28 protein-coding genes are annotated in these 26,010 nt (G+C 72.1%); 13 read left to right on the top strand and 15 right to left on the bottom strand.

Annotated features, from left to right (window positions below; all coding sequences use genetic code 11):
- Positions 1–20: 20 nt before the first annotated feature.
- On the top strand, positions 21–359 hold the full coding sequence (locus J7E22_RS04340; RefSeq protein WP_214979303.1) for a YciI family protein: 339 nt from the start codon (positions 21–23) through the stop codon (positions 357–359).
- Between the two features lie 27 nt (positions 360–386).
- Here J7E22_RS04340 and J7E22_RS04335 read toward each other — a convergent pair whose 3' ends face one another.
- On the bottom strand, positions 387–1,568 hold the full coding sequence (locus tag J7E22_RS04335; protein ID WP_214979301.1) for an MFS transporter: 1,182 nt from the start codon (positions 1,566–1,568) through the stop codon (positions 387–389).
- 29 nt (positions 1,569–1,597) lie between these two features.
- Here J7E22_RS04335 and J7E22_RS04330 point away from each other — a divergent pair, with 29 nt between their 5' ends.
- Positions 1,598–2,146, top strand: coding sequence for a TetR/AcrR family transcriptional regulator (locus tag J7E22_RS04330; protein WP_251008730.1), 549 nt, complete (start codon positions 1,598–1,600; stop codon positions 2,144–2,146).
- A 67-nt stretch (positions 2,147–2,213) separates the two neighbouring features.
- On the top strand, positions 2,214–3,107 hold the full coding sequence (locus tag J7E22_RS18110) for an alpha/beta hydrolase-fold protein (RefSeq protein WP_214979297.1): 894 nt from the start codon (positions 2,214–2,216) through the stop codon (positions 3,105–3,107).
- A 75-nt stretch (positions 3,108–3,182) separates the two neighbouring features.
- On the opposite strand, the gene J7E22_RS04320 is transcribed toward J7E22_RS18110, so the two are convergent.
- Positions 3,183–3,665, bottom strand: coding sequence for a RimK/LysX family protein (locus J7E22_RS04320; RefSeq protein ID WP_214979295.1), 483 nt, complete (start codon positions 3,663–3,665; stop codon positions 3,183–3,185).
- Positions 3,666–3,744: 79 nt separating this feature from the next.
- Between J7E22_RS04320 and rimK the strand changes: the two genes are divergently transcribed.
- Genes rimK through J7E22_RS04300 form a run of 4 tightly spaced genes read left to right on the top strand, consistent with a single transcriptional unit; the run spans position 3,745 to position 9,737 of the window.
- Positions 3,745–4,923, top strand: a complete 1,179-nt coding sequence (rimK, locus tag J7E22_RS04315; protein ID WP_214979293.1) for a 30S ribosomal protein S6--L-glutamate ligase — start codon at positions 3,745–3,747, stop codon at positions 4,921–4,923.
- 58 nt (positions 4,924–4,981) lie between these two features.
- Complete coding sequence (locus tag J7E22_RS04310; protein ID WP_308159149.1) at positions 4,982–6,064, top strand: 3-oxoacyl-ACP synthase III; 1,083 nt, start codon at positions 4,982–4,984, stop codon at positions 6,062–6,064.
- On the top strand, positions 6,061–8,766 hold the full coding sequence (locus J7E22_RS04305; protein ID WP_214979291.1) for an alpha/beta fold hydrolase: 2,706 nt from the start codon (positions 6,061–6,063) through the stop codon (positions 8,764–8,766). Before J7E22_RS04310 ends, J7E22_RS04305 begins: the two co-directional genes overlap by 4 nt.
- Positions 8,763–9,737: an NAD(P)-dependent oxidoreductase gene (locus J7E22_RS04300; protein ID WP_214979289.1), complete on the top strand. Its 975-nt coding sequence runs from the start codon at positions 8,763–8,765 to the stop codon at positions 9,735–9,737. The genes J7E22_RS04305 and J7E22_RS04300 overlap by 4 nt, the downstream gene beginning before the upstream one ends.
- A gap of 206 nt (positions 9,738–9,943) precedes the next feature.
- Here the strand turns inward: J7E22_RS04300 and J7E22_RS04295 are convergent, their stop codons facing one another.
- The 8 genes from J7E22_RS04295 to J7E22_RS04260 form a co-directional block, all read right to left on the bottom strand.
- The gene (locus J7E22_RS04295) at positions 9,944–10,783 is read right to left on the bottom strand and encodes a hypothetical protein (protein ID WP_214979286.1); all 840 of its coding nucleotides are present in this window, start codon (positions 10,781–10,783) and stop codon (positions 9,944–9,946) included.
- A complete protein-coding gene (locus tag J7E22_RS04290) occupies positions 10,773–11,315 on the bottom strand; it encodes a sigma-70 family RNA polymerase sigma factor (protein ID WP_308159148.1) in 543 nt (180 codons plus the stop codon). The genes J7E22_RS04295 and J7E22_RS04290 overlap by 11 nt, the downstream gene beginning before the upstream one ends.
- Before the next feature lie 211 nt (positions 11,316–11,526).
- A complete protein-coding gene (locus J7E22_RS04285) occupies positions 11,527–11,700 on the bottom strand; it encodes a CsbD family protein (protein ID WP_214979284.1) in 174 nt (57 codons plus the stop codon).
- Positions 11,701–11,787: 87 nt separating this feature from the next.
- Positions 11,788–12,351, bottom strand: a complete 564-nt coding sequence (locus J7E22_RS04280) for a hypothetical protein (protein ID WP_214979282.1) — start codon at positions 12,349–12,351, stop codon at positions 11,788–11,790.
- On the bottom strand, positions 12,348–12,923 hold the full coding sequence (locus tag J7E22_RS04275; RefSeq protein WP_214979280.1) for a DUF6286 domain-containing protein: 576 nt from the start codon (positions 12,921–12,923) through the stop codon (positions 12,348–12,350). The genes J7E22_RS04280 and J7E22_RS04275 overlap by 4 nt, the downstream gene beginning before the upstream one ends.
- 9 nt (positions 12,924–12,932) lie before the next feature.
- Positions 12,933–13,247, bottom strand: coding sequence for a hypothetical protein (locus J7E22_RS04270; protein ID WP_214979278.1), 315 nt, complete (start codon positions 13,245–13,247; stop codon positions 12,933–12,935).
- Complete coding sequence (locus tag J7E22_RS04265) at positions 13,244–13,435, bottom strand: DUF2273 domain-containing protein (protein ID WP_214979276.1); 192 nt, start codon at positions 13,433–13,435, stop codon at positions 13,244–13,246. The genes J7E22_RS04270 and J7E22_RS04265 overlap by 4 nt, the downstream gene beginning before the upstream one ends.
- Positions 13,432–13,872, bottom strand: a complete 441-nt coding sequence (locus tag J7E22_RS04260) for an Asp23/Gls24 family envelope stress response protein (RefSeq protein ID WP_214979274.1) — start codon at positions 13,870–13,872, stop codon at positions 13,432–13,434. The genes J7E22_RS04265 and J7E22_RS04260 overlap by 4 nt, the downstream gene beginning before the upstream one ends.
- Before the next feature lie 168 nt (positions 13,873–14,040).
- On the opposite strand from J7E22_RS04260, the gene J7E22_RS04255 reads away from it, so the two are divergent.
- The 4 genes from J7E22_RS04255 to pgi all read left to right on the top strand — a co-directional run bounded on the left by J7E22_RS04255 (position 14,041) and on the right by pgi (position 18,846).
- Complete coding sequence (locus tag J7E22_RS04255; RefSeq protein ID WP_214979353.1) at positions 14,041–14,343, top strand: metal-sensitive transcriptional regulator; 303 nt, start codon at positions 14,041–14,043, stop codon at positions 14,341–14,343.
- 32 nt (positions 14,344–14,375) lie between these two features.
- Positions 14,376–14,594: a heavy-metal-associated domain-containing protein gene (locus J7E22_RS04250; protein ID WP_214979272.1), complete on the top strand. Its 219-nt coding sequence runs from the start codon at positions 14,376–14,378 to the stop codon at positions 14,592–14,594.
- The gene (locus J7E22_RS04245; protein WP_214979271.1) at positions 14,591–16,831 is read left to right on the top strand and encodes a cation-translocating P-type ATPase; all 2,241 of its coding nucleotides are present in this window, start codon (positions 14,591–14,593) and stop codon (positions 16,829–16,831) included. The genes J7E22_RS04250 and J7E22_RS04245 overlap by 4 nt, the downstream gene beginning before the upstream one ends.
- 308 nt (positions 16,832–17,139) lie before the next feature.
- Positions 17,140–18,846, top strand: a complete 1,707-nt coding sequence (pgi, locus tag J7E22_RS04240) for a glucose-6-phosphate isomerase (protein ID WP_214979269.1) — start codon at positions 17,140–17,142, stop codon at positions 18,844–18,846.
- 105 nt (positions 18,847–18,951) lie between these two features.
- Here the strand turns inward: pgi and J7E22_RS04235 are convergent, their stop codons facing one another.
- Positions 18,952–19,878 (bottom strand): LysM domain-containing protein, encoded by a 927-nt coding sequence (locus J7E22_RS04235; RefSeq protein ID WP_214979267.1) that lies wholly within the window; start codon positions 19,876–19,878, stop codon positions 18,952–18,954.
- Between the two features lie 118 nt (positions 19,879–19,996).
- On the opposite strand from J7E22_RS04235, the gene J7E22_RS04230 reads away from it, so the two are divergent.
- Positions 19,997–20,512 (top strand): hypothetical protein, encoded by a 516-nt coding sequence (locus tag J7E22_RS04230; protein WP_214979265.1) that lies wholly within the window; start codon positions 19,997–19,999, stop codon positions 20,510–20,512.
- A gap of 121 nt (positions 20,513–20,633) precedes the next feature.
- Positions 20,634–22,094 (top strand): sugar porter family MFS transporter, encoded by a 1,461-nt coding sequence (locus J7E22_RS04225; RefSeq protein WP_214979263.1) that lies wholly within the window; start codon positions 20,634–20,636, stop codon positions 22,092–22,094.
- 69 nt (positions 22,095–22,163) lie between these two features.
- Here J7E22_RS04225 and J7E22_RS04220 read toward each other — a convergent pair whose 3' ends face one another.
- From J7E22_RS04220 to J7E22_RS04205, 4 genes are all read right to left on the bottom strand, one after another.
- Complete coding sequence (locus J7E22_RS04220) at positions 22,164–23,138, bottom strand: zinc-binding dehydrogenase (RefSeq protein ID WP_214979351.1); 975 nt, start codon at positions 23,136–23,138, stop codon at positions 22,164–22,166.
- 27 nt (positions 23,139–23,165) lie between these two features.
- Positions 23,166–23,588, bottom strand: a complete 423-nt coding sequence (locus J7E22_RS04215; protein ID WP_065962896.1) for an organic hydroperoxide resistance protein — start codon at positions 23,586–23,588, stop codon at positions 23,166–23,168.
- Positions 23,589–23,743: 155 nt separating this feature from the next.
- Complete coding sequence (locus tag J7E22_RS04210; RefSeq protein WP_214979261.1) at positions 23,744–24,208, bottom strand: MarR family winged helix-turn-helix transcriptional regulator; 465 nt, start codon at positions 24,206–24,208, stop codon at positions 23,744–23,746.
- A 36-nt stretch (positions 24,209–24,244) separates the two neighbouring features.
- Positions 24,245–25,807 carry a Mur ligase family protein gene (locus tag J7E22_RS04205; protein WP_214979259.1) on the bottom strand — a complete coding sequence of 521 codons (1,563 nt, stop codon included), beginning with the start codon at positions 25,805–25,807 and terminating at the stop codon, positions 24,245–24,247.
- Between the last annotated feature and the right edge of the window lie 203 nt (positions 25,808–26,010).

Here is a 26,010-nt window from a genome sequence, read left to right as displayed (position 1 = left end):
CCACCGACCAAGGAGGCTCGATGCGGTTCCTCGTCAACGTCATCGACGACGGTCAGGCGGCAGCGGCCGGGCGCGTCGATTCGGCGACCGATGCGGAGATGGCCGCGGTCGAGCGGTTCAACGCCGGGCTGGGTGATGCGATCCTCCTGGCGGCGGGCGTCTCGGCGCCGACGGACGCAACCGTGGTGGACGCTCGGGCTGGACGGTCCTCCGTCACACCGGGGCTGGTCTCGACGCAGCCGGAGTACGTCGCCGGCTTCTGGGTGCTCGAGCTGCCGGACGCCGAGACCGCGTTGCGGGTCGCCACCGAGGCGTCCGCTGCGTGCAACCGGACGATCGAGCTGCGGCCGCTGCTCTGACGAGCTACCAAGCGGAGTCGGGAGCGGTCACGCCGGCCGCTCGCGTGCACGGCGGAGTACTCGGCCCGGCAGGCCCAGCATCCCGACCGCCCCCAGCGCGGTGACGGTTGCCGCGACGACGAAGGTCGGTGCGGCGCCGACGGGTCCGAGCATGCCGCCGAACACCGCTGCGCCCACGGCCTGGCCGAGCACGAGCACCACGAACAGCATCGACGTCCCGGCGGCGGCGTGGTCCGGGGCGACCTCCACCGTCCGCGCGATGAGGGCACCCGTTCCCGCGGTGTAGCCCCAGCCGAACACGACGCAGGCGCCGAGCGCCGCCACCGTCGACGTCGGCAGGAGCCCGATCGCGAGCACCGCCACCGCGACCGGGGCCGTCGTCAGGGCCCAGAGCGGACGGGCCGCGAGCCGACTCGTCCATCGAGCAGTGACGACGACGGCCGTGCCGCCGAGTCCGATCGCGATCCACGCCGCGACGGACACCGTGGTCGAGGCGCCGGCGTCGACGAGCACCGCCCGGCCCGAGGTCCACACCGCAGCCGTTCCCGCACCGAACAGCAGCGCGACGACGAGCGCGCCGAGGTGCGCGCGGAACCACGGCCTCCCCGGCAAGGACTGCAGTGCAACGACGCGTCCGGCCCCGGGCGCTGACCGTCCCCTGGTCGCGACGAGCAGGAGCGCACCCACGACGATGGTGAACACCCCCGACCACGCCCACGCAGTCCGCCAGTCCGGCAGCAGCACGAGCGCCAGCACGCCCGCGCCGACCAGCCCGGGCCCCGTCCCGGAGTTCACGACGGCCTGGGCGCGAGCGCGCGCCGGTTCGGCAACGCCCGCATCGACCAGCCGCACGAGCGCCGGGGAGGCCACCCCTGCACCGATCGAACCGATGATCGACCAGGCTGCGAACCACCCCGTGTCCGGGCTCGCGGCCATCCCGATCGCCCCCGACCCGGCGGTGACGACGGCCAGGACGACGAGCAGCCGTGCGTGCTGTGCAGCGAGCACGAACCCGGCGATGGCACCGATGCAGTAGGCCACGGACGACGCAGACGAGATCCGTCCGGCGACGACCGCACCGAAGCCCAGGTCGTGTTCGATGTCGGGCAGGAACAGGCCGAACGCGAGCCGGACGAGTCCGTACGTCGCGGCGATGAGCCCGAGTCCGCTGGTCGCGAGGGCGGAAGCAGACGAAAACGATCGTTTCACTCCACGGAGCCTAGGCTGCCGGTGTGGCGATGCGCACAGGGACGGAGCAGAAGCTCCTCGATGCCGCCGAGGAGCTCTTCTTCTCGCGTGGCATCGCCGCGACGCCCGTCGACGCCGTGCTCGAGCGTGCTGGGGTGTCCTCCGCGACGCTCTACCGCAGGTGGCCCAGCAAGGAGGCCCTGGTCGCCGCCGCCTTGGAACGCCGCCACGACGACTGGCTCGCCACCTGGGACCGTGCGATCGAACGGGCGCACGACGACCGCGGTCGTCTGCTGGCGGTGTTCGACGCGCTCGACGAGTACCGCGCCACCCCGGCCGGCTCCCGGTGGTGCGCGTTCCTCGGCACCTCCGCCGAGTACGTCGACGCGCCCGAGCCGCTCCGTACCGTGCTCGACCGCGAGACCGAGACGCTCCGGCGACGTCTGACCGAGGCCGCCGTGCCACTGGCCGACGATCGGGCACCGGCGCTCGCCGAACAGCTCCTGCTCGTGGTCTCCGGGTCCCTCGCGATGCGCCTCCGGGACCCTGGGGCGGGAACGGACACCGCCCGCGCCGTGGCACGGGCGCTGCTCTCCTGAACGGTTCCCCGGGTTCCGGGGTGCCGATCCACAGCCGCGCCCCGAGCAGCACACGCCACGATGAGCCGTGCCCAGAACCCGAGCCGCAGTCATCACCCGTCGCGCCCTGCTCATCGGCGGCGCCGGGGTCGTCGTCGCCGGAGCCGCCGGCGAGGCCGTGAACCTGCGCCTGCTGCCCGGACGCTCGACCATGTACCGGGTGCTCGGCCTGGACGGCCCCGCCGGGGCGGTGCCCGACGTGCAGCCCGTGCCGAGCGTCTCCGGCTCGTTCACCTCGACGGCGCGCCGAGGCCGCGAGGTCGGCTGGACCATCGCCGCACCGGCCTCCGCCCACCCCCTGCCGGTCGCCGTGGCGTTGCACGGGTACGCCGGCAGCCATCGCAGCTTCTCGGGGAACGCGCTCGGCTACGACCGGTTCCTCGCCGCCCACGTCCGGGCCGGTGGTGCACCCTTCGCGATCGCGTCCGTGGACGGCGGCAACGGGTACTGGCACCGCCGCGCCGACGGGGACGACCCGGGCGCGATGGTCACCCGCGAGTTCCTGCCGCTGCTCGGCGCCCACGGGTTGGACACCACCCGCCTGGCGTTCACGGGCTACTCGATGGGCGGCTACGGGGCGCTGCACCTCGGCGGTCTGCTCGGATCGTCACGGGTGCGTGCCGTCGCGGCGCTCAGCCCCGCCGTGTGGATGACGGCCGGGGACACCCCGCGGGGAGCGTTCGACGACGCCGATGACTTCCGCGCCAACACGGTGCTCGGCCGGCAGCGCGCGCTCGACGGCGTCGCGGTCCGGGTCGACTGCGGCACCGGCGACGGGTTCGAGCCGGCCGTGCGGTCGTACGTCGACGGGTTCGGGACACGGCCCGGAGGCGGGTTCGAGGCCGGTGGGCACGACAGCGCCTACTGGCGCCGCATGGCCCCGGCACAGATCGCGTTCCTGGGACAGCACCTGTCCGCCTGACCCGTCCGACCGACGGGAGGCGCGGCAGGCCCCGTCACGGCCGTCACGTCCGCCGGGTGGCGCGAGCAGGACGCGTCAGGCGCGACCGCGGTTGCGCCGGCGGATCTCCTTCGGCGCGCGCCCGGCCACGAAGGACCGCGCGGGGTCGACGAGGAACCCCTGCCGCAGGGCTTCACGGCCGACGAGCATCCGGAAGCCCATCTGGTCGCGGTTGCTCAGCGTGACCTCGGCCTCGATCGTCTCGCCCGCCAGGGTCAGGGTCGTCAGCACGACGATGCGCTCCTGGGTGTGTCCGGTCGAACTGCGGATCGTCCGGCGGTCGTGGATCGGGCGCTCGATGGTGACCGCGTCCGCGTCGGTCTCCTGCCACGGGTGCACGGAGAACCGGACCCGGTCGCCCGGCAGTTCCTGCAGGTCGAACGCGTGCAGCGCGGAGCTCCGGGCCCCGGTGTCGAGCTTGACCTTGATCCACGGCAGACCGAGGTCCGGCAGCCCCGCCCACTCCCGCCAGCCCGCGACGAGCGGACCGCCGCGCGGGGACTTCGGATCTCGGGCCATGCACCCATCCTGGCGCATGCTTGGATGGACCGTCGCCGCCCGCCACCACCACCGACCCGGACCCCTCGGAGCCCCACCGATGAAACTCGCCATCCTGTCGCGCGCCCCGCGGGCCTACTCGACCGAGCGGCTGCGCGCCGCTGCGATCGACCGCGGGCACGAGGTCAAGGTGCTCAACACGCTCCGGTTCGCGATCGACCTGTCCGGCGAGGACCCGGACCTGCTCTACCGCGGCAAGCTGCTGAGCGACTACGACGCCGTCCTGCCGCGGATCGGCAACTCGATCACCTACTACGGCACCGCGGTCGTGCGGCAGTTCGAGCAGATGGACGTCTACACGCCGAACACCGCGACGGGCATCACGAACTCCCGCGACAAGCTCCGGGCGAACCAGATCCTGTCCCGGCACCACATCGGGATGCCGGCGACCACCTTCGTGAACAGCCGGGCCGACGTCCGCGGAGCCATCGAGCGGGTCGGGGGCGCGCCCGTCGTCATCAAGCTGCTCGAGGGGACGCAGGGCATCGGCGTGATCCTGGCGCCGGAGGAGAAGGTCGCCGAGTCGATCGTCGAGACCCTGCACTCCACCAAGCAGAACGTGCTCATCCAGTCGTTCATCTCGGAGAGCCGCGGCCGTGACATCCGTGCCCTCGTCGTCGGCGACCGGGTCGTCGCCGCGATGCGTCGGAGCGCCTCCGGGGACGAGTTCCGCTCGAACGTGCACCGGGGCGGCACGGTCGAGAAGGTCACGCTGACCCCCGCGTACGAAGAGGCGGCGGTCCGCTCGGCGCAGATCATGGGCCTGCGGGTGGCGGGCGTCGACATGCTCGAGGGCAACGACGGTCCCCTCGTGATGGAGGTCAACTCGTCGCCCGGTCTCGAGGGGATCGAGCGTGCTACCGGCCTCGACGTCGCCGGCGCCATCATCGACTTCATCGGCAACCAGGTCGCGTTCCCCGAGATCGACGTCCGTCAGCGCCTCACGGTCTCGACCGGCTACGGCGTCGCGGAGCTGCTCGTGCACACGAACGCCGACCTGGTCGGCAAGACCATCAAGGAGTCCGGGCTCTGGGACCGCGACATCACGGTCCTGACCCTGCACCGTGGCGCGACGGTGATCCCGAACCCCCGGAGCGGCGTCGTCCTGCAGCCCAGCGACCGGCTCCTCTGCTTCGGAAAACTCGAGGAGATGCGGTCGATGGTACCGGACCGTCGACGCCGTCGCAGCAAGGTCCGGAAGCTCCCGAAGGAGGCGTGAGCGGTGCGCACAGCGGACCCGGACGTCGCACACAGGCAGAATGCGGAAGTATGTATCGGTGACAATCCTCGCTGACCGCCCCGTCGACCCGAACGCCAACGGCGATGCGGAGCGTCCGGGCAACGCCACCGTGAAGCACGAGAACGTGTCGTTGCTCGCCGTCGCCACGACCACTGCCGAGCGGGTGACCTCCTCCGCTGACATCGAGGACAAGCTCCGTGGCGTGCTCCGACGCCTCCGCCTGCCCATGGGCCTGCTCGAACGCGTCGCCGGCGTGACCGAACGACGCAACTGGGGCGAGAACCAGACCTTCCAGGACGCCGCGATCGACGCCGGCCGTCGCGCGATGGCCGAGGCCGGTGTGCGCCCCGAGGACATCGGACTGCTCATCAACACCTCGGTGACCCGTCCGCACCTCGAGCCCTCGGTCGCCGTGCGCCTGCACCACGGGCTCGGACTGCCGACCTCGGCGATCAACTTCGACATCGCGAACGCGTGCCTCGGGTTCGTCAACGCGATGAGCGTCGCCGCGGGCATGATCGACTCCGGCCAGATCAAGTACGCGCTCGTGGTCGACGGCGAGGACGCCGACCAGGTGCAGCTCAACACGATCGCCCGCCTGAACCAGGGCGGCCGGAACCGCAAGGACTTCATGAGCGAGTTCGCCAGCCTGACCCTCGGGTCCGGCGCGGCGGCCGCGGTGCTCGGCCCGTCCGACCTGCACCCGGAGGGCCACCGGATCATCGGCGGGGTCACCCGTGCGGCGACGCAGTGGTACGACCTGTGCGTCGGCAGCGTCGACGGGATGTTCACGGACGCGAAGATGCTGCTCAAGGGCGGCATGGAACTCGTCGTCGCGGCGTGGAACGAAGCCCGTGCGCACTTCGACTGGACCGACATGGACCGGTACGTGCTGCACCAGGTCTCCGACGTGCACACGAACGCCTTCGTCGAGGCCATCGGCGTCCCGCGCTCGAAGGTCCCGACGACCTACCAGCGCTTCGGCAACGTCGGCCCGGCGTCGATCCCGATCACCCTCGCCGACGAGGTCGCCCGCGGTGGCATCCGTCGCGGCGACCGCGTCTTCCTCGGTGGCGTCGGATCCGGCATCAACACGGCGATGATGGAACTGCACTGGTGAGCTCGCGGCTTCCCCGCATCGCCGCTGCTGCGGCTCCGGCGACGCTCCCGCCGCCCCTGCCCGGTCTCGACCCGGCCTGGTCGCGCCTGGTCACGGTTCCGGGCGTGTCCGACCAGCCTGGAGGCGCGGCTCACCCCACGCGGACGTGGCACCTCCTCGACACGGCCGGTTCCCTCGCCGAGCTCGGTGTGGAGCCCGTCGGCACGATCCTCTGCGTGCACGGCAACCCGACGTGGTCGTACCTGTGGCGGTCCGTGGCCGCGCGTTCCCTCGAGGTCGCCCGTGACGGCGGACCCGTCTGGCGCGTGGTCGCCGTCGACCAGCTCGACATGGGCTTCTCGGAGCGCACCGGGATCGAGCGGGGGCTTCCGCAGCGCGTCGCGGACCTCGGCGCCCTGACCGACGAGCTCGGACTCACCGGCCCCGTGGTCACGCTCGGGCACGACTGGGGCGGGGTCGTCTCCCTCGGCTGGGCGGTCGACCACCCGGACCTCGTGGTGGCCGTCGCGACGTGCAACACCGCGGTGCACCAGCCCGACGACGCCCCGATCCCGGCGCCCCTCCGACTGGCGCTGCGTCCCGGGCTCCTCGGTCGGGTGACCGTGCTGACGCCCGCGTTCCTCGAGACCACGCTGGCGATCGCACACCCGAAGCTCGAGCGCCCCGTCGCCGACGCCTTCCGCGCGCCCTACCGTGGTGCAGCGCGACGGGGTGGCATCGGCGGCTTCGTCGCGGACATCCCCGTCGGCGCCTCGCACCCGAGCGCCCCGGAACTCGACCGCATCGCCGCCGGCGTCGCCGCGCTCGACGTCCCCGCGCTCCTGCTCTGGGGACCGCGCGACCCGGTGTTCCTGGAGCGGTACCTCGACGACCTGTCCGAACGCCTCCCGCAGGCGGACGTGCACCGCTTCGAGGGGGCCGGCCACCTGCTGCCCGAGGACGCCGACGTCGCCGGCGCGGTGTTCGAGTGGCTCGGTGACCGCCTGCCGGACGGTGTCCCGACCACCCGGGCCGCTCAGGGCCTCCCGTCCGACGGAACCGGCGAGCAGGCGGAGGTGAGCCGCCCGCTCTGGGCGACCCTGGACGTCCTGCGCGACAGCCGTGACCCCGCGCTCGTCGAGATGGCGGCGTCCGCGGGACCCCGGACCATCTCGTGGCGGGTGCTCGCTCGCCGGGTCGAGGAGATCGCCGCCGGACTCGTCGACCTCGGCGTGCGGAGTGGCGACCGTGTGTCGCTGCTCGTCACACCGGGTGCCGACCTGACCGCTGTCCTGTACGCGAGCATCCGGATCGGTGCGGTCGTCGTCGTGGCGGACGCGGGCCTCGGCCTGCGTGGACTGACCCGGGCGGTGCGGGGCGCCCGGCCGGACTGGATCATCGGTGCGTTGCCCGGCCTCGGGGTCGCACGCGCCCTCGGCTGGCCCGGGCGTCGGATCGCGACGGTCTCGCTGCCCACCGCCGCACGTCGGGCACTGCGCGTCGAGCACTCCCTGGTCGAGGTCGCCCGTCGCGGTGCTGACCGGGTGGCGTCCGGTGCGACGCTGCCGGCCGCCCCCGCGTCGACCGCTCCCGCCGCCGTGCTGTTCACATCGGGCTCGACGGGTCCGGCGAAGGGCGTCGTCTACACGCACGGGCAGCTCGGTGCCGTGCGTGATGCCCTCGCGACCCAGTACGACATCGGTGTCGGCACCGGCCTCGTCGCCGGGTTCGCGCCCTTCGCGCTGCTCGGCCCCGCGCTCGGTGCCCGCTCGGTCGCCCCCGACATGGACGTCACCGCGCCGCGCACCCTGACCGCCCGCGCCGTGGCGGAGTCGGTCGCGGCAGCGGACGCGACCGTGGTGTTCCTGTCGCCGGCCGCCCTCGCGAACGTCGTCGCCACCGCCGGTGACCTGTCGGACGCCCAGCGCGGCGCGCTCGGCCGGGTCCGCCTGTTCCTGTCGGCGGGTGCTCCGGTGTCGGTGTCCCTGCTCGAGGCCGCGACCGCGCTCATGCCGAACGCCTCCGCGCACACGCCCTACGGGATGACCGAGGGGCTGCTGATGACCGACGTCGACCTCGACGGCGTGCGTGCTGCCGCGGGCACCGACGAGGGCATCTGCGTCGGACGACCGGCCGCGAACGTCCGCGTGCGGATCGCTCCGCTCGACCACGACGGTCGGGCCACGGGGACGTTGACGGACGCCGCGGGCATCACCGGCGAGATCGTGGTCGCGGCACCGCACGTGCGCGACCGGTACGACCGGCTGTGGCGGACGAACCGGGTGTCGCGGCTCGGGGTCGACGACCCCCGAGGGCACCGCACCGGAGACGTCGGGCACCTCGACGCCGAGGGCCGCGTGTGGGTCGAAGGTCGGTTGCAGCACGTCGTGACCACGCCCGACGGCGTCGTCACCCCCGTCGGCCCGGAGCAGCGCATCGAGCGCGTGGCCGGAGTCGGCCGCGTCGGGGTGACCGGGATCGGGCCGTCCGGGACGCAGCAGGTCGTCGCCGTCGTGGAGACCGTGCCGAGCCGACGGCGTCCGGGGCTGGCCTCGCCCGAGCTCACCGCAGCCGTCCGAGCAGCGGCCGGTGTTCCCCTCGCCGCGGTCCTGACGGTGCCGGTGCTGCCGACGGACATCCGGCACAACTCCAAGGTCGACCGCACGCGGTTGTCCCGGTGGGCGACCTCGGTGCTCGCGGGTGGACGGATGGTGCGGCCGTGAAGGTGCTCGTCACCGGTGCCAGCGGGTTCCTCGGTCGCGCGACCGCTGCCGCCGTGCGGGACGCCGGGCACGAGGCCCGGACCTTCCAACGCCGCCCGTCCGGCGTGGTCGGCGTCGAGGACGTCGCCGGCACCATGACCGACACGGGTGCCCTGGCGCGTGCCGTCGCCGGTGTCGACGCCGTCGTGCACCTCGCCGCGAAGGTGTCGCTCGCGGGTGACCCGGCCGACTTCGTCCGGGTGAACGTGGACGGCACGCGGGCCCTGGTCGACGCAGCCCGCACCGCAGGGGTCAGCCGGTTCGTGTTCGTGTCGTCGCCCTCCGTGGCGCACACCGGGTCGTCGTTGGCCGGTGCCGGGGCTGGTCCCGCCGAACCGGAACGTGCCCGGGGGGACTACGCCCGCACGAAGGCCGCGGCCGAACTGATCGCCCTGGACGCCGACGAGCCGGGCTTCGCGGTCGTCGCGATCCGACCGCACCTGGTGTGGGGACCCGGGGACACGCAGCTCATCGGCCGGATCGTCGAGCGGGCACGAGCGGGTCGACTGCCGCTGCTCGACTCCGGCGCCGCGCTCATCGACACGCTCTACGTCGACAACGCGGCTTCGGCGATGGTGGCGGCGCTCGACCACGCGGCGGACGCCGGCGTGCACGGAACCGCCTACGTCGTGACGAACGGCGAGCCCCGACCGGTGGCCGACATGCTCGCCGGGATCTGCGCGGCTGCGGGCGTCCCGGTGCCGCGCGTGCACGTCCCCGCCGCGGTGGCCCGTGTCGCCGGTTCCGTCGTCGAGGCCGTCTGGCGGGTCCGCCCCGGCGTAGATGAACCGCCGATGACGCGGTTCCTCGCCGAACAACTCTCGACCGCGCACTGGTTCGACCAGCGTCGGACCCGGCGGGACCTCGGGTGGGCGCCGGCCGTGTCGATCGACGATGGCCTCGCCCGGCTGCGCGCCGCGGCCGGACGCTGAGCGCGCGAACCCCGCGCGCACCCTGCCTTTCCGCGCGTACCCGGCGCTTTCGCGCGTACCCGGGCCAACTGTTCCCACGGGTACGCGCGATTCCACTTGCCATCGCACCCGTTCTGGGAAGGAACGCGCTGAGGTGCTGAGCGCTACCGCCGTTCGCCTGACGCGTCGAGCCGGAGGCCAGACGCACCGGGGCCGGCGGCCACCGCTCAGCAGTACTCGTCCGGCGGGTTCGGGTCGGTCACGCTCACCCACATGCTCGCAACCCGGTCCTGACCCACCGGGATGAGGAACGTGACCGTCGCGCCGTTCATGGCGGTGACGTAGCCGCCGTACGGGTTGTCGACGGTCGGACCATCGGCACCCGCGCGCGAGAAGTGCAGGTCGGGGTAGGCCGCCCGCAGTTGTTCGAGCGTGCTCCCGATGCCGAGCCCCTCCGGCGTGGTCGGTCCCGCTACCTGCGTCTGCCCGAGCGGCATGGAGAAGCCGATGTCGACGCTCTGCACGGTGCCGTCCGTGCCCACCACGACCAGGTTCGTCCCCTGCTCGTCGTGGAGGAACACGGCGTTCGGGTTCGGGCACGTCTGTTCGGGGCCCAAGGTCGAGAACGGGCCCGCCAGGTCGTCGATCTCGGCTTCGCGGTTCCCGCCGAGGGCGATCGGACCCACCTCGGTTCCCGAGACCGTCCAGGTGGACGGGTCGTCGAGCGCGTACGCCGGCCGGGTCGGCGTGGGGGTCCCGGTGGGGGTCGGGGTCGCCGTCGGGGTGGGACGGTCGATGACCGGGTCCCCGGACGGGGTCTCCGTCACCGCGGGCTCCTGGCTGTGGGTCGCGGAGGGGGCGGGTGCGGCGGCGAGCCTGGTCGGGATGAGCCCGAGCGCGACGCTGCCGCCGGCAGCGCCGAGCAGGAGGACCCCGACGACGCCGATCGCGATGCCCGTGCGGTGACGCCGTCGCTTGGGTCGTGGGGTGGCTCGCTCGAGGACGTTCTGCTTCATCGAGACGAGCATGCGGTGCAGGTCGTCTCCCTCGGGGGGTTCAGTGTTCATCGTGCGTCACCGCCTTCTTGAGTCGTCGGCGGGACCGGGCGACCCGCTGGGTGACCGCGCCGACGCTCAACCCGAGCAGCTGCGCGGCCTCCGCGTAGGAGTACCCCTGCAGCAGGCACAGTTCGCAGATCCGCCGGTCCGTGTCGGGCAACGCCGCGATCTCGGCGCGCACCCACCGCAACTGCTCAGCGGCGTCGGTGTGGTCACCGGGTGCGGGGACCTGGTCGGGGAGTTCGTCGCCGGCGTGCTTGGTGTTGCGGCGGGCGAGGTTCTTGGCGTGGTTGCGGCACACGACCAGCAGCCACGGCAGCAGCATCCCGGTCGGCAGCTGCAGCCCGTCGGCTTTCTGCCAGAGGGTCAGCATGGTGTCCTGGACGAGTTCCTCGACGTCCTGCCGGGACCCCGCGATCGCCCACGCGTACCGCGTCAGCGTCGGCGCGAACCGATCGAACGCCGATGCCAACGCAGCACGATCGCCCATGGCGAGTCGGCGGATCAGGCCTGCGTCGTCGTCTTCGGTGTTGTCGTCCACGGTGCCCCCTTCACCTTGACAATGTCGACGCCGCGGCGATCCTGACAGGTGACGTGCGACGAATCCGGAATTCGTGATCGCGGCGTGATGTGGGCGGCCCGACGACATGACGAACGGGAGGCACAGTGCCAACCGGCACCGCGCCTCCCGTCCGTTCTTCGACCGTGGCGGACACGCGTTCGGGTCACGCGCCCGCCACGGAACCGTCGTCCTACTTCTTGAAGACGTCCTTGACGTCCTCACCGGTCTGCTTGACGCTGGCCGCGGCCTGGTCCTTCTTGCCCTCGGCGACCTTCTGGTCGTCGTTGGTGAGGTTGCCGACCGTCTCCTTCGCCTTGCCGGCGAGGTCCTGCGCAGCATTCTTGATCTTGTCGTCGAGTCCCATGGGGGGTTCCTTCCAGGTGGTGGGCGTGTGCCCGGTGGGTGGTTGGTCGTTCGGCCGGGAGGGCCGGGGTGCGTCCGCCGATCGGCGTCAGTGGACGCGGGTCGCCTTGGTCAGTGCCGGGCGGGTCCCGCCGGTCAGGTGCACGAGCACCGGGACCTGACGGCCGAGGGTCCGATCGAGCGTCGCGACCGCGCGGTCGACGGCGTCGAGGACGGTCACGGCGTCACCGCCCCGTCGGACGGCCACGCGGATGCGGGCAGCACGCTGGCGGCGGACGATGTACGTGTCGACCCGGGAGCCGACGACGTCACGGACGCCGGACAGCTCGTGGTCGATCAGGTCGCGCACCAGTGCGACGTTCACCGTCACGGCGTCGTCGCCGGAGCGCTCCCGGACGGCGACGGCCGTGCCGCCCCCGCCCCGGGTGACCACCCAGAGCAGCGCGAGGACGATGACGACGGCGCATGCTCCGGCCACGATCCACAGCGACGCGGCGGGGATGCCCACGTGCCGGGGGAACGTCACGTACGGACGCATCGCGTCGCGGACCGCGGGCAGGATGCCCGCCCCGATCGCGAGCCCGACGACGACGGAGACGACTCCGAGGACGAACAGGATGATCCGGTTGAGGGTGCGGTTGCTCTTCGTCATGCGAGCGTTCCCTTCTCCTCGACGTGGACCCGGACCCGGCGGCCGAAGCGCTCGTCGAGCGCGCTGAGCCGCTGCTGGACGGCTTCGCGGACGACGGACTGGTCGACCGGGACCCCGGTGAGCGGGACGACCCGGACCTCGGTGCTGCGACCCCGGGCGGTCGCGGAGGTGTTGCCCTCCGGGACGCCCGCGGCCAGGCCTGCGGCGTTCGCAGCGGTCGAGGCGAGGATGCGGCTGTCGATGACGACCGCGCCCCGCTCGTGCTGCACGGCCGAGCGGTGGTGCCGTCCGGGCGTCACTGCGAGGACGACCATGACCACCCCGACGACCACGAGGAGCGCTGCCACGAGCTCGGCGATGGTCAGGAACGCCGGGTCGGGACGGAGCGCGGCGTCGACGACCGTCTGCGGGGCGGCGAGGAGCGGCGCCGCCCCGACCGCACGGAGCACCGACTCGGTGCCGATCCACGCGGCGACCACGGCGAGCACCACGAGGGCGATGGACACGGCGGTGGAACGGGAACGGTGCTCGCTCCGGCGCCGGATTCGTCGTTCGACGGAAACGTTGCGCATCGTGGCCTCCTAGTGGACCCGGGTCTCGTGCGTCCGCACGATCCCGGTGAGTTCGATGTGGGCACGTCCGACGTGCCGACCGGTCAGCTCGCTCACGCGACCGCGGATCTGTTCCGCGGCGTGGGTGGCCTCGGTGACGAGGTCGTCGCCGGCCGCCATCGGTCCGGTGATGTCGAGCGCGAGTGCTCCGGACGCGTCGCCGAGACCGACCCGCACCCGGCGGGCAGGCGCGCCGAGCCGTTCGGCTGCGACCGCCCGCGCCAGCGAGGTCAGTGCACGAGCGGTGATCTCGACCCGGCCCGGGATGACCGGGTCGCCGCTCACCGGGAGCTCCGGCGTCCGGTCAGCACGTCGGTGAGGGCACCGCGGTCGATCCGGCCCGTGGCGATGGCGGCCACGAGGGCCCCGATCGCCCCGAACAGGACGACGAGCACGAAGCCCCAGAACCCGAACTGCAGTGCGACGACGGCCAGGACGGCGCCGATCAGGGCGCCGATCAGTGTGGTGCTCATTCGACGCGGGTCTCCTTCTTGTCCTCGTCCTCGTCGTCGCCGGGGATGAAGACGTCCTGGACGGTGACGTTGACCTCGGCGACGTCCATGCCGACGATCTGCTCGATGGCGCCGGCCACCGCGGAGCGGACGCCCTCGGCGACGTCCTGCAGGGCGACGGGGTACTCGGCGACGATGACGATGTCGGCGGCGACCTGCTTCTCGCCGACCTCGACCTTCACGCCCTGGGCGAGGTCGCGCTGTCCGATCGCGCCCCGGATCGCGCCGATGGCACGGGCCGCGCCCGAGCCGAGGGAGTGCACGCCGGCGACGTCGCGGGCGGCGATCCCGGCGACCTTCGCGACGACGGTGTCGTCGATCACCGTCGTGCCGGTCGTGACGGTCGTGCCCGTGTGGGCGGGGGTGCGGGTGGCGGGGGTGGTGATGGTGTCAGCCATGGGTGCTCCTTCCGATGACCGCCGGGTGTTCCCAGCGGTTGCTGTTCACGGATGAGACGAGTGGCAGACGGGATTCGTCACACATGACTTCGGGAAGTCCGGCCGGAGGGCGGTGACGGTCGGCAGACTGGACAGTAGATACCCTAGGGGGGTACCGTACAGAGCATGATGGACGACACCGTGCACGAACACGTCGGGTACATCGGCGACAAGGACGACCTGCTCAAGCGACTCCGTCGCGCCGAGGGCCAGGTGCGCGGCATCGCCCGCATGGTCGAGGACGAGACGTACTGCATCGACGTCCTCACGCAGATCTCGGCAGCGAACCGCGCGCTCGAACGGGTCGCGCTCTCCCTGCTCGAGGACCACCTGCGGCACTGCGTCGCCGAGGCGGTCGCCGAGGGCGGCGACGCTGCGGACGCGAAGGTGCGCGAAGCGAGCGATGCGATCGTCCGCCTCGTCCGCTCCTGACCCCATCCGACGAACACCACGAAGGGACCACCATGACCACCGAGACACTGCTCGTCACCGGGATGACCTGCGAGCACTGCGTGATGAGCGTGACCGAGGAGCTGTCGGAGGTCGACGGGGTCGCGGCCGTCGCCGTCGAACTCGTCCCCGGGGGGTCGTCCGCGGTCACCGTCACGTCGGACGTGCCGGTGGACGCCGAGACGTTGCGGAACGCCGTCACCGAGGCCGGGTACGAGGTGGTGCGCGCATGACCGACGGCGTCGTCGAGCTCGACATCACCGGGATGACCTGCGCGTCGTGCGCGAACCGCATCGAACGGAAGCTCGGCAAGCTCCCCGGGGTGACGGCGACGGTGAACTACGCCACCGAGAAGGCGCAGGTGCGACTCGACGACGCCACGGACACCGACCCCGCGGTGCTCATCGCCGCGGTGGAGTCCGCCGGGTACGGCGCATCGCTGCCCGCGCCCCCGGTCCCCGACGCGCCTCCTGGCGACGACCCCGACCCGACCGCGGCACTGCGTCGTCGGCTCGTCGTGTCCGCGGTGCTCGCACTGCCGGTCGTCGTCCTGTCGATGGTGCCCGTCCTGCAGTTCCCGAACTGGCAGTGGCTCGCCCTGACCCTCGCCGCGCCCGTCGCGGTCTGGGGTGCCCTGCCGTTCCACCGTGCCGCGTGGGTGAACGCGCGCCACGGCGCCGCGACCATGGACACCCTGGTGAGCGTCGGGGTCCTCGCCGCGTTCGGTTGGTCGTTGTACGCCCTGTTCCTCGGGGACGCCGGGATGCGCGGCATGCACATGGCGTTCGCGTGGCTGGCCACCGACCCGGAAGCCTCCGACCTGTACCTCGAGGTGGCGTCGGCCGTCACGGTGTTCATCCTCGCTGGTCGGTACATGGAAGCCCGCGCGAAGCAGCAGTCCGGCGCCGCGCTCCGTGCCCTGCTCGAGCTCGGTGCGAAGGACGCCGCGGTCCTGCGCGACGGGGGAGCAGAGGTCCGCGTGCCGGTCGCGTCGCTCGTCGTGGGTGACGTGGTCGTCGTGCGACCGGGGGAGCGGATCCCGAGCGACGGACTCGTCCGCGAGGGATCGTCCGCGGTCGACCTCAGCATGCTGACCGGTGAAGCGGTGCCGGTCGAGGTCGGGGCGGGTGACCGGGTCACGGGCGCCACCGTCAACGTCGGGGGCCGACTCGTCGTCGAGGTCACCCGCGTCGGTTCCGACACCGAACTCGCGCGGATGGGGCGACTCGTCGAGGACGCCCAGACCGGCAAGGCCGACGTCCAGCGTCTGGCCGACCGGGTGTCCGGCGTGTTCGTCCCGATCGTCATCGGCCTCGCCGTGCTCGCGTTCGTCGGGTGGCTGGTGTTCGGCGGTTCCGTCACGGCTGCCTTCACCGCTGCCGTCGCGACCCTGATCATCGCCTGCCCGTGCGCCCTCGGTCTCGCGACCCCCACGGCGCTCCTCGTGGGCACCGGGCGAGGGTCCCAGCTCGGGATCCTGATCGGCGGCCCGCAGGCACTCGAGCAGACCAGGGGCGTCGACACGATCGTGCTCGACAAGACGGGCACGGTCACGACGGGCGAGATGACGCTGCGCTCGGTCCTCCCCGCAGATTGCTCGACGCACACCGCCGACGACCTGCTCCGGATGGCCGCTGCGGTCGAGGACGGCTCGGAGCACCCTGTCGCTCGGGCCATCGTCCGCGCGGCGGTCTCCCACGGGGTGGTGGTGCCCACCGCGACCCAGTTCGCGAACACCGCCGGCTCCGGGGTGCAGGCGGTCGTGGACGGCGAGGTCGTCCTGGTCGGCGGCGTTCGCTGGCTGACCGATTCCTGGTCCGTCAGCGTGCCGGACGACGTCTCGGCTGCGATCGCCGCCGCCGAGTCCGACGGTGGCACGGCCGTCGCCGTCGCGCAGGGGGGCATCGCCCTCGGGGTCCTGGTGGTCGGTGACACCGTGAAGGCCGAGGCCGCCGAGGCGATCGCGCGCTTCCGGGCGCTCGGTCTCCACCCGGTGCTGCTCACCGGTGACAACGACGGTGCCGCCCGTGCCGTCGCGGAGCAGGTCGGCATCGACGAGGTGCACGCCCGGGCGACCCCGGCGTCGAAGTTGGACACCGTCCGACGGCTGCAGGCCGAGGGACACCGCGTGGCGATGGTCGGCGACGGGGTGAACGACGCCGCCGCGCTCGCTGCGGCCGATCTCGGCATCGCGATGGGTGCCGGCACCGACGCGGCGATCGCTGCGAGTGACATCACCGTGGTGAGCGGCCGGCTGACCGTGGTGGCGGACGCGATCCGACTGTCGCGGGTGACCCTCGGCACGATCAAGGGCAACCTGTTCTGGGCGTTCGCGTACAACGTCGCGGCAATCCCGCTCGCGATGGCGGGGCTGCTCAACCCCGTGCTGGCGGGCGCGGCCATGGCGTTCTCGTCGGTGTTCGTCGTCACGAACAGCCTGCGCCTGCGTCGGTTCGCGCCGCGTCCCTAGCGCCGAGCCCCGAGCGTTCCTTCCCACAACAGGCGCAATGGGAAGCGGAACCGCGCGTACCCGGTCCGACCGCAGGACCGGGTACGCGCGATTCCGGCCGGTACGCCCGATTCCGCTCGGTACGCGCGATTCGGGCAGGGACGCGCGATTCCGGGCCGCAGCACAGGGTGCGGGGGCGACCCGTGCCTCCCGGCTGACCGACTGTGCGCGGTCGCACCGCGACGGCACTACGCTCGGGAGTGGTCCGCGACGCAGTGCTGCGGTGACCTGCGGGCTGTACGTCTTGAAGGTGATCCAGGAGGACCTCTGTGACCGAATCCGCTCCCGTCGACCCCACATCGACCGACGGCTGGAAGACGCTCGCCGGCATCGCCGACGGCTTCACCCCGGACCTGCGAGGGTGGTTCGACAGCGACCCCGGTCGTGCCGAGCAGTACACGTTCCAGGCAGCCGACCTCACCGTCGACCTGTCGAAGGGCCTGGTGACCGAGGAGATCCTCACCGCCCTGCTGCAGGTCGCGAAGGACACCGGCGTCGCCGAGCGCTTCCAGGCGATGCTCGCCGGTGAGCACATCAACGTGACCGAGGACCGCGCCGTCCTGCACACCGCGCTCCGCCGTCCGAAGGGCATCACGCCGGCGCTCGTCGTCGACGGCCAGGACGTCGACGCCGACGTGCACGCCACGCTCGACAAGGTCTACGCGTTCGCCGAGCAGGTGCGGAGCGGTGCGTGGACCGGTGTCACGGGCAAGCGCATCGAGACCGTCGTGAACATCGGCATCGGCGGATCGGACCTCGGCCCGGTCATGGTCTACGAGGCCCTGAAGCCGTACGTGCAGCCCGGCCTCGAAGCCCGCTTCGTGTCGAACATCGACCCCGCGGACATCTACGAGAAGACCGCGGACCTCGACCCCGAGACCACGCTGTTCATCGTCGCGTCGAAGACGTTCGGCACCCTCGAGACCCTCACGAACGCGCGCCTGGCTCGCCAGTGGCTGTGGGAGGAGCTCGGCCTCGCCGACGCGACCGACGACGAGAAGTCGAACGCCGTCGCGAAGCACTTCGTGGCCGTCTCGACCGCGCTCGACAAGGTCGCCGCGTTCGGCATCGACCCCGAGAACGCGTTCGGGTTCTGGGACTGGGTGGGCGGCCGGTACTCGGTCGACTCCGCCATCGGCACGAGCGTCGTCATCGCGATCGGCGCGGAGAACTGGGAGCAGTTCCTCTCGGGGTTCCACGCCATCGACGAGCACGTCCGCACCACGCCGCTCGAGCAGAACGTCCCCGTCCTGATGGGCCTGCTCAACGTCTGGTACACGAACTTCCTCGGCGCGCAGAGCCACGCGGTCCTGCCGTACACGCAGTACCTGCACCGCTTCGCCGCGTACCTGCAGCAGCTCACGATGGAGTCGAACGGCAAGCGCGTCCGCTGGGACGGCTCCCCGGTCGTCACCGACACCGGCGAGGTCTTCTGGGGCGAGCCCGGCACGAACGGCCAGCACGCGTTCTACCAGCTCATCCACCAGGGCACGCGGCTCATCCCGGCGGACTTCATCACCATCGCCAACCCGGCACGTCCGCTCCAGGACGAGACCGGCGACGGCAAGGGCGTCGCGCCCGGCACCGACGTTCACACGCTCTTCCTGGCGAACTTCTTCGCACAGACGAAGGCGCTGGCGTTCGGCAGGAGCGCCGACGAGGTCCGTGCCGAGGGCACGACCGACGAGGGGATCGTCGCGGCCCGCACGTTCCCGGGCAACAAGCCGACGACGTCGATCCTGGCGCCGGAGCTCACCCCGAGCGTGCTCGGCCAGCTCATCGCGCTGTACGAGCACATCGTGTTCACCGAGGGCACCATCTGGGGCATCGACTCGTTCGACCAGTGGGGCGTCGAGCTCGGCAAGCAGCTGGCACTGCAGGTCACGCCGGCCGTCGAGGGCGACCAGGCTGCGCTCGACGCGCAGGACCCGTCGACCAAGGCACTCATCGCGAAGTACCTGGAGCTGCGCAAGTAGCGAGACAGGACCGACCGACGGACGGGAGGCGCGGTGCCAGCTGGCACCGCGCCTCCCCTTTGCGTGTGGTCGCGCTCGCGGCTCCTGGGCTCACGGCCGGGCGCGTCAGCGGCCGAGCGGGTCCAGGTTGAGCGTCGTGCCCTCGTACAGGTACTGGTCGTCGCCGAAGACCTGGACGCCCTCGTTCAGCCACACCAGGTCACGGACACTGATGCCGAACCGTCGAGCGACGTCCCCGATCAGGTCGTTCGGCGCGACGACGTACGACTTCGGTGCGCCCGCCGCGGTGGTCGCCGTCAACCGACCGGCCGCGTTGGCGACGCTCCCGTGGTCCACCGGGTGCACGTTCGTCTGCCGCACGGGCACCGACCAGCGCACGCCGGCGACCGCGAGCACCTTGTCGGCGGCGATCTCGACCGGGACGGACTGCCCCGGGGCGGCTGCCGAGTAGACGACGAGCGTGCCGAGGTGCGACGGGTCCACGCCGGACCCGGTCAGGGGGACGGACACCGCGAGCGGAGTCGTCGTCGGGCCGCCGAGGTTCCGGTCGCCGACCCCGTGGTAGGTCAGGCCGTCGCCGACCCGGCGCGCCACGTCGAAGAGCCCGACCCCGATGGGGACGGGGAGCGTCGACGTGACGTTGGAGTACTGCGCGGTGAAGGTGTCGTCGCCGTTCGCGACCACGCGGAAGGAGAAGTGGACGCTCCCCTTCGGCGAGGCGACGGACCCCTGCGCCAGGACGGTGCCGGCCGGGATCGGCGTGAGCACCGGTGCTGGGGCTGCGGCCTCGGACGGCACAGGTGTCGGCGTGTGCGGGTTCGCGGACGCCTCGAGCAGGTCGGACGCCGACTGTCCGGTCGGTGTTGGTGTGGGTGTGGGCGTCGGGGTCGGTGTCGCCTCGGCGGTGTGCGTCCGCGCGGACGGCGTCGGCACCTCGCCGGTCGGCCCGCGGAGCAGTGAACAGCCGGTCAGCGCGGCGAGGACCGCGACGGTGGCCCCGGCTGTCGCCAGAGCCCTCCTCGGTGCATGCATCGGATTCCCCTCCGCGGTGATCGTAGCGGCAGCGGGTCCTCCATCACGAGCGGCCCGGTCGGCGATGTGTCCGCGGACCCAGCGTGTGGTGTCGGCGCGAGCGACTACCGTCGTGTGCATGGACCGCTCGGAGATCATCGCCGCCGCTGCTGCTGCCCACGCCGCTCGCATCGCCGAAGCCGGTGGCGACGACACCGCCGCGCGCGAGCGTGCCGAGCGGGTCCGCGAGCGGGTCGAGGCCGGTGAGGGCACGGCGGACCGGGACGCCGAACGGCGGACGGATCGCCGTCGTGTGGACGAGGCCGACCGTGCCGCATCCCGCACCGAGGGGGCGTTGTCCGACTGGCACCGCATGGGTACCCGGCGTGGTGTGACCCCGGACGACCAACTCCGGAGCGCGTGGACCGTCGCCGGTGTCCCGGAACAGGGCGAGGCGCGAGCGCTCGCGAACGTCCTCCTCTCCACCGCCGGTCATGCCGGGCGCGTGGCCGATGCCGCTCGCCGGAACCCCCGACTGTCGGGTGCGGCCAGTGCTGCGGCGCGACGAACGATCCGTCGGTACACCGACCACGGAGCCGACATGGCCTCGCTCGGCGACATCATGGACGACCAGGTCGGTCCGACCGCCAGCTGAACGGCATCCACGGAAGGTGTCCAGAACGTGCGACCTCGCGCATGTGAGGTTGACAGGACATAGTCACGAGATACGATCGGTGGACGCACCGCTGCGCGATCACCGACGAAGGAGTCACCGCATGGTCGACATCAAGCCGGCATCCTCGAATGCCACGCTCCCGCCACTCGGCACCGGAGCCCATCGCCGTCGCCTGGGGGTCCTGGCGCTCGTCGCCACGTTCGGCGGTCTGCTCTTCGGCTACGACACCGGTGTGATCAACGGCGCGCTCCTGCCGATGAAGAACGAGCTCGGCCTGACGAACCTCACCGAGGGCGTCGTCACGAGCTCGCTGCTCTTCGGTGCGGCGATCGGCGCGATGCTCGGCGGCCGCATCGCGGACGGGTGGGGTCGCCGCAAGACGATCATCGCCCTCGCCGTGGTCTTCTTCGTCGGGACGCTCACCTGCGTGTTCGCGCCGGCCTTCGGGGTGATCGTGGTCGGCCGCGTGCTCCTCGGTCTCGCGGTGGGTGGTGCGTCAACCGTCGTCCCGGTGTTCCTCGCCGAGCTGGCACCGTTCGAGATCCGTGGGTCGCTGTCCGGCCGCAACGAGCTCATGATCGTCATCGGACAGCTCGCGGCGTACGTCGTGAACGTGGTCATCGCCGCGCTGTGGGGCGAGGGCCACGGCGTCTGGCGCGTCATGCTCGCCGTGTGCGCGCTGCCGGCGATCGCGCTGTTCGTCGGGATGCTCCGGATGCCGGAGTCGCCCCGGTGGCTCGCGTCGAAGGGCCGCACGGACGAGGCACTCGCGGTCCTCGGGCAGATCCGCACGCGGGAGCGCGCCGTCGCCGAGCTGCAGGACATCGAGCGCACCAACGACCTCGAGGCGAAGCTCCAGCAGCAGAGCGGCTGGCGCACCCTGCTCGGCAACAAGTGGCTCATCCGGATCGTGCTGATCGGCGCGGGCATCGGCGTGGCCCAGCAGCTCACCGGGATCAACTCGATCATGTACTACGGGCAGAGCGTGCTGATCCAGTCGGGCTTCGAGCAGTCGGCTGCCCTGATCGCCAGCATCGCGCCAGGGGTCATCGCCGTGGTGGGTGGCGTCATCGCGATCATGAACATGGAGCGGATCAACCGTCGGACGACCCTGATCCTCGGCTACTCGCTCACCACGCTGTGCCACTTCCTGATCGGCATCGCGTCGGTCACGCTCCCGCTGGGCAACCCCGCACGTCCGTGGGTGATCCTGTTCCTGGTCGTCGCGTTCGTCGGCTCGATGCAGACGTTCCTCAACATCGCGACGTGGGTGATCCTGTCGGAGATCTTCCCGACCCAGATCCGGGCCCTCGGCATGGGCATCGCGGTGTTCTGCCTCTGGATCGCGAACGCATTCCTCGGGCTGTACTTCCCGACGATCGTGGCGGCGACCGGCATCACGGGCACCTTCTTCGGGTTCGGGATCGTCGGCTTGCTGGCGCTGTTCTTCATCTGGAAGTTCGTGCCGGAGTCCCGCGGCCGCACCCTCGAAGAGGTGGAAGAGGGCGTCACGACCGGCAACATCTTCACCGTCCCGGCCAAGCAGGCCGCGCGCCGCTGACGCGACGACAGACGGACGGGAGGCCCGTGGCGGATCCGCCACGGGCCTCCTGTCACAGCCTGGTTGCGCCTACGGGCGCAGGAGCACCTTGCCGATGCGACCGGCGGTGTCGCTCGCGCGCACCGCGTCGCGGACGTCCTCGAAGGCGAACGTCTCGGCGACCGGCAGGGTCAGCGACCCGTCGAGCACGCGGGTGATCAGCTCACCGAACAGCTGCTGCTTCGTCTCGCCGGGCATGGTCTTGCTGACGACGCTGCCCCAGAAGCCCTTGATGGTGACCTGCTTGAAGATCACGGCTCCGGACGGGATCGACATCATCGGGGAGGCCATCGCACCGAACACCACGAGCGTGGCGTTGTCGCCGAGCGTCGACACGATGTCCGCGGCGGCCTGGCCGCCCACGGACTCGACACCCGCGACGATCGGTGCGCCACCGGTGATCGCGGTGACCTGGTCCTGCCAGTCGTCCGCGTCGGTGGCGACGATGCGCTCGATGCCCTGGCTGCGGAGTTCCTCGACGCCGGCGGCACGGCGGACGAGCCCGACGACGTTGATGCCCCGCGCGGCGGCGAGCTGCGCGACCATGCGGCCGACGGCACCGTTCGCGGCGTTCTGGATCATCCAGTCGCCCTCGTGCAGGTCGAGCGAGTGCAGCAGGCTGATCGCACTGAACGGCATCGAGACGAGCTGCGCGGCGGCCTCGTCGGTCATGGCGTCCGGCACGGGGATGAGCCCCGCGGCGTCGGCCACGTAGAACTCGGCCCAGACGCCGAAGGTGCCACCGGCGACGCGCTGGCCGACGGTCAGGTTCGTGACGCCGTCGCCGAGTGCCTCGACGACGCCGAGCGCCTCGGTGCCGGACTGCGCGGGCAGCTCGGGCTTGAAGCCGTAGGTGCCGCGGACGGTCCACAGGTCGTGGTTGTGGATGGGGGAGAGCACCGTGCGGACGAGCACCTGACCGGGGCCTGGCTGCGGGACGGGGCGCTCGGCGACGGTCAGGACCTCGGCGGGCTCGGCGAAGGTCTCGTGGACGACGGCGCGCATCGTGGTGGGGGTGGTGTCGCTCATGGGTCAGTCCTCCGAGACGGTGATGGTGACGTCGATGTTGCCACGCGTCGCGTTCGAGTACGGGCAGACCTGGTGGGCGGCGTCGGCGAGGGCCTGCGCCTGGTCGTGGTCCATGCCGGGGATGACGACCTCGAGCATGACGGCGAGCTGGTAGCCGCCCTGACCGTTCGGGCCGATCTGCACGCGACCGCCGACGGACGAGTCGGTGATCTTGACCTTCTGCGCGCGGGCGACGCCTTGCAGCGCGGAGTGGAAGCAGGCGCTGTAGCCGGCGGCGAACAGCTGCTCGGGGTTCGCGCCGTTGCCGGAGCCGCCCATCTCCTTCGGGATCGCGAGGTCGAAGTCGACCGTGCCGTCGCTGGTGGTGACGTGGCCGTTCCGGCCTTCGCCGGTGGCGAGGGCTTCTGCGGTGTAGAGGACGTCCATGGGGGTCCTTCCTTCCTTCGTGGGGTTCAGTGGGTCGGCCGGGTGGTCGGCCGCTGGCTGGCCGAGCGGCCGGGCGGCCGGGCCGTGCCGGGTGGCGGTGGCCGGGACTCGGGCTGCGCGACGGATCACGCGCTCCGAGCCGCGAGCGGTGTCGCTCAGGCCGGGTCTCGGGCCGGGGTGGGCACGGCCGGGGTGGCCGCGGCGTGCATGGTCTCGGTGAGGCGCTGCAGGGTCGCGATGAGCTCGCTCGCCGCCTGCTGGTCGGGCAGGCCCGTGCCGCCGGCGATCCGCGCGGGGATGTGCGCGAGCTCCGGTCGCAGGGCGGTCCCACGCGCACCGATCGTCACGGTGACGACGCGTTCGTCGGCGCTCCGGCGCTCACGCCGCACGAGCCCGGCCTGCTCCATCCGGCGGAGGAGCGGCGACAGCGTGCCCGAGTCGAGCTGCAGGTGCTCCCCGAGACTCGAGACGGTCTGGTCGCCCTCGATCCACAGGGTCACGAGCACGAGGTACTGCGGGTACGTCAGGCCCCACGGCTCGAGGAGCGTCCGGTACGCCTGCGTGGTGGCACGGGACGCCGCGTAGAGCGAGAAGCACACCATCTCATCGGTCACGGGCATGTCATCAGCATTGCACGCAACCGAGTTGTGCACAACCTAACCGTTCGAGGCGCCGGACTCCTCACGGGCGACGGGGAGCACGGTCCCGTACCCGGCCTCTCGGAGTGCCGCCCGGGCGTCCCGGAACGACGAGTAGGGCACGTGCACCCCGGCGACGTCCCGGTAGTCCGTCAGACCGGGGCCGGCCCAGTACACGACCCCGTCCGGGCCGACCTCGGCGACGGCCCGGCGGATCGCCCGTGCGGGATCGGGTTCCTCGAGCACGAGTGCACTGGCCGCCGCAGTCCGCGTCCCGCCGAGGATCGACGCCCGGATCGGCGCCGGGTCCTCGAACCGGGGATGGTGGTCCGTGATGACGACCACGTCCGCACCCGCCGCGGCCACCGCACCCATCACCGGACGCTTGCTCGGGTCCCGGTCGCCGTCCGCGCCGACGACGATCGCCACGCGGCCGGTGGCGAACGCACGGACCGCTTCGAGGCTCTTCTCGAACGCGTCCGGCGTGTGCGCGAAGTCGACGAACACCCGAGGACCACTGCCGAGGGACGCATCCGACATCCGGCCCGGGACGACGACGTCCAACGGTTCCTGGGTCGCGGCGACCAGGTCCGGCAGCGGAACACCCGACACCGCGAGCATCGCCAGGGCGAGTCCCGCGTTCGCCGCCATGTGCTCGCCGAGGAGGGGCGAGTCGACCGTCAGGACCGTCCCGCCGGGTGTCGTGACCGTGGAGCGGGTCCCCTCCGGCCCCTGCTCCAGCACCCGGACGATCCAGTCGGCAGCCACGCCCGGGACGGCGCTCACGGTCGTGATCGGGACCGTCGCGCCCCGGACGATCCGTCGACCGGCGGCTGAGTCGAGGGAGGCCACCCCGGCGCGGGATCGCTCCGCGGTGAACAGCAGTGCCTTCGCCGCCAGGTACGCGTCCATGTCCACGTAGTCGTCGAGGTGGTCGTGGGAGAGGTTCGTGAAACCCGCGACGTCCACCACCACGCCGTCCATGCGGTTCCGGCTGAGTCCCTGCGCGCTCACCTCGAGGGCAGCTCCCTGCACGCTGCGTTCGACCGCGCGTGCGAGGAACGCGTGGAGCTCCGGGGCCTCGGGCGTCGTCAGCACGCTGGGTGCGGACTCGCCGGCCACGCGGCGCTCGACGGTCGAACTGAGTGCCGTCACCCGGCCGAGGCGCCGCTGCAGCGCGTCGAGCAGGTGCACCGTGGAGGTCTTGCCGTTCGTGCCGGTGACGCCGAACAGCGGGAACGGCAGGTGCTCGGTGCCGGCGATCAACTGCGCGATGCGGCCGAGTCGCTGTCGGGGAGCGTCGACCACCAGGACCGGGAGCCCACTGCGTCGCGCGTCGGTTGCGCCGTCCGGGTCGGTGAGGATCGCGGCAGCACCCACGGCCCGCGCCGCGGAGCTGTACCGCGCGCCGTGTCCGGTGCGCCCGGGGAGCGCCGCGAAGAGGGCGCCAGGTCGGACGTCGGCGGTCGAGATGGCGAGGCCGCTGATCGACTCCGAGCCGGACCACGGCACGCCGAGTTCCCGAGCGACGGTCGCGAGCAGGACGGGGGTCGGGTGGTGCGGATCGATCGCGTGCGCCACGTCGGCTCCTCGGGTGGGTGGGACCACGATGCTCCGCCGCGGTCCCGGTGCACCGACCCAGGCGTCGCCTGCTGGACGTACCCCTGCGCTCGGCTGGGTCGCGACCCGCCGTCGGACGGGAGGCGCGGTGCCGGCCTGCCCCGCACCTCCCGTCCGGCGCCGCGCACCTTGCGCGCGGTGCGCCGTTGGCGGCGTGGTGCCGG

Origin of the sequence: Curtobacterium sp. ISL-83, assembly GCF_018613895.1 — a bacterium.
In the GTDB taxonomy this organism is placed as follows: domain Bacteria; phylum Actinomycetota; class Actinomycetes; order Actinomycetales; family Microbacteriaceae; genus Curtobacterium.
Note: the sequence above shows the minus strand (reverse complement) of the source record. Positions and strands in the feature narration are given on the sequence as shown.

What these genes read in the sequence shown, in the direction of transcription:
- J7E22_RS04340 (WP_214979303.1), top strand. Translation starts at nt 21, where the DNA reads ATGCGGTTCCTCGTCAACGTCATCGACGACGGTCAGGCGGCAGCGGCC.
- J7E22_RS04330 (WP_251008730.1), top strand. Translation starts at nt 1,598, where the DNA reads ATGCGCACAGGGACGGAGCAGAAGCTCCTCGATGCCGCCGAGGAGCTC.
- J7E22_RS04320 (WP_214979295.1), bottom strand. Translation starts at nt 3,665, where the DNA reads ATGGCCCGAGATCCGAAGTCCCCGCGCGGCGGTCCGCTCGTCGCGGGC.
- rimK (WP_214979293.1), top strand. Translation starts at nt 3,745, where the DNA reads ATGAAACTCGCCATCCTGTCGCGCGCCCCGCGGGCCTACTCGACCGAG.
- J7E22_RS04295 (WP_214979286.1), bottom strand. Translation starts at nt 10,783, where the DNA reads ATGAACACTGAACCCCCCGAGGGAGACGACCTGCACCGCATGCTCGTC.
- J7E22_RS04285 (WP_214979284.1), bottom strand. Translation starts at nt 11,700, where the DNA reads ATGGGACTCGACGACAAGATCAAGAATGCTGCGCAGGACCTCGCCGGC.
- J7E22_RS04280 (WP_214979282.1), bottom strand. Translation starts at nt 12,351, where the DNA reads ATGACGAAGAGCAACCGCACCCTCAACCGGATCATCCTGTTCGTCCTC.
- J7E22_RS04275 (WP_214979280.1), bottom strand. Translation starts at nt 12,923, where the DNA reads ATGCGCAACGTTTCCGTCGAACGACGAATCCGGCGCCGGAGCGAGCAC.
- J7E22_RS04265 (WP_214979276.1), bottom strand. Translation starts at nt 13,435, where the DNA reads ATGAGCACCACACTGATCGGCGCCCTGATCGGCGCCGTCCTGGCCGTC.
- J7E22_RS04260 (WP_214979274.1), bottom strand. Translation starts at nt 13,872, where the DNA reads ATGGCTGACACCATCACCACCCCCGCCACCCGCACCCCCGCCCACACG.
- J7E22_RS04255 (WP_214979353.1), top strand. Translation starts at nt 14,041, where the DNA reads ATGGACGACACCGTGCACGAACACGTCGGGTACATCGGCGACAAGGAC.
- J7E22_RS04250 (WP_214979272.1), top strand. Translation starts at nt 14,376, where the DNA reads ATGACCACCGAGACACTGCTCGTCACCGGGATGACCTGCGAGCACTGC.
- J7E22_RS04245 (WP_214979271.1), top strand. Translation starts at nt 14,591, where the DNA reads ATGACCGACGGCGTCGTCGAGCTCGACATCACCGGGATGACCTGCGCG.
- J7E22_RS04235 (WP_214979267.1), bottom strand. Translation starts at nt 19,878, where the DNA reads ATGCATGCACCGAGGAGGGCTCTGGCGACAGCCGGGGCCACCGTCGCG.
- J7E22_RS04230 (WP_214979265.1), top strand. Translation starts at nt 19,997, where the DNA reads ATGGACCGCTCGGAGATCATCGCCGCCGCTGCTGCTGCCCACGCCGCT.
- J7E22_RS04225 (WP_214979263.1), top strand. Translation starts at nt 20,634, where the DNA reads ATGGTCGACATCAAGCCGGCATCCTCGAATGCCACGCTCCCGCCACTC.
- J7E22_RS04220 (WP_214979351.1), bottom strand. Translation starts at nt 23,138, where the DNA reads ATGCGCGCCGTCGTCCACGAGACCTTCGCCGAGCCCGCCGAGGTCCTG.
- J7E22_RS04215 (WP_065962896.1), bottom strand. Translation starts at nt 23,588, where the DNA reads ATGGACGTCCTCTACACCGCAGAAGCCCTCGCCACCGGCGAAGGCCGG.
- J7E22_RS04210 (WP_214979261.1), bottom strand. Translation starts at nt 24,208, where the DNA reads ATGCCCGTGACCGATGAGATGGTGTGCTTCTCGCTCTACGCGGCGTCC.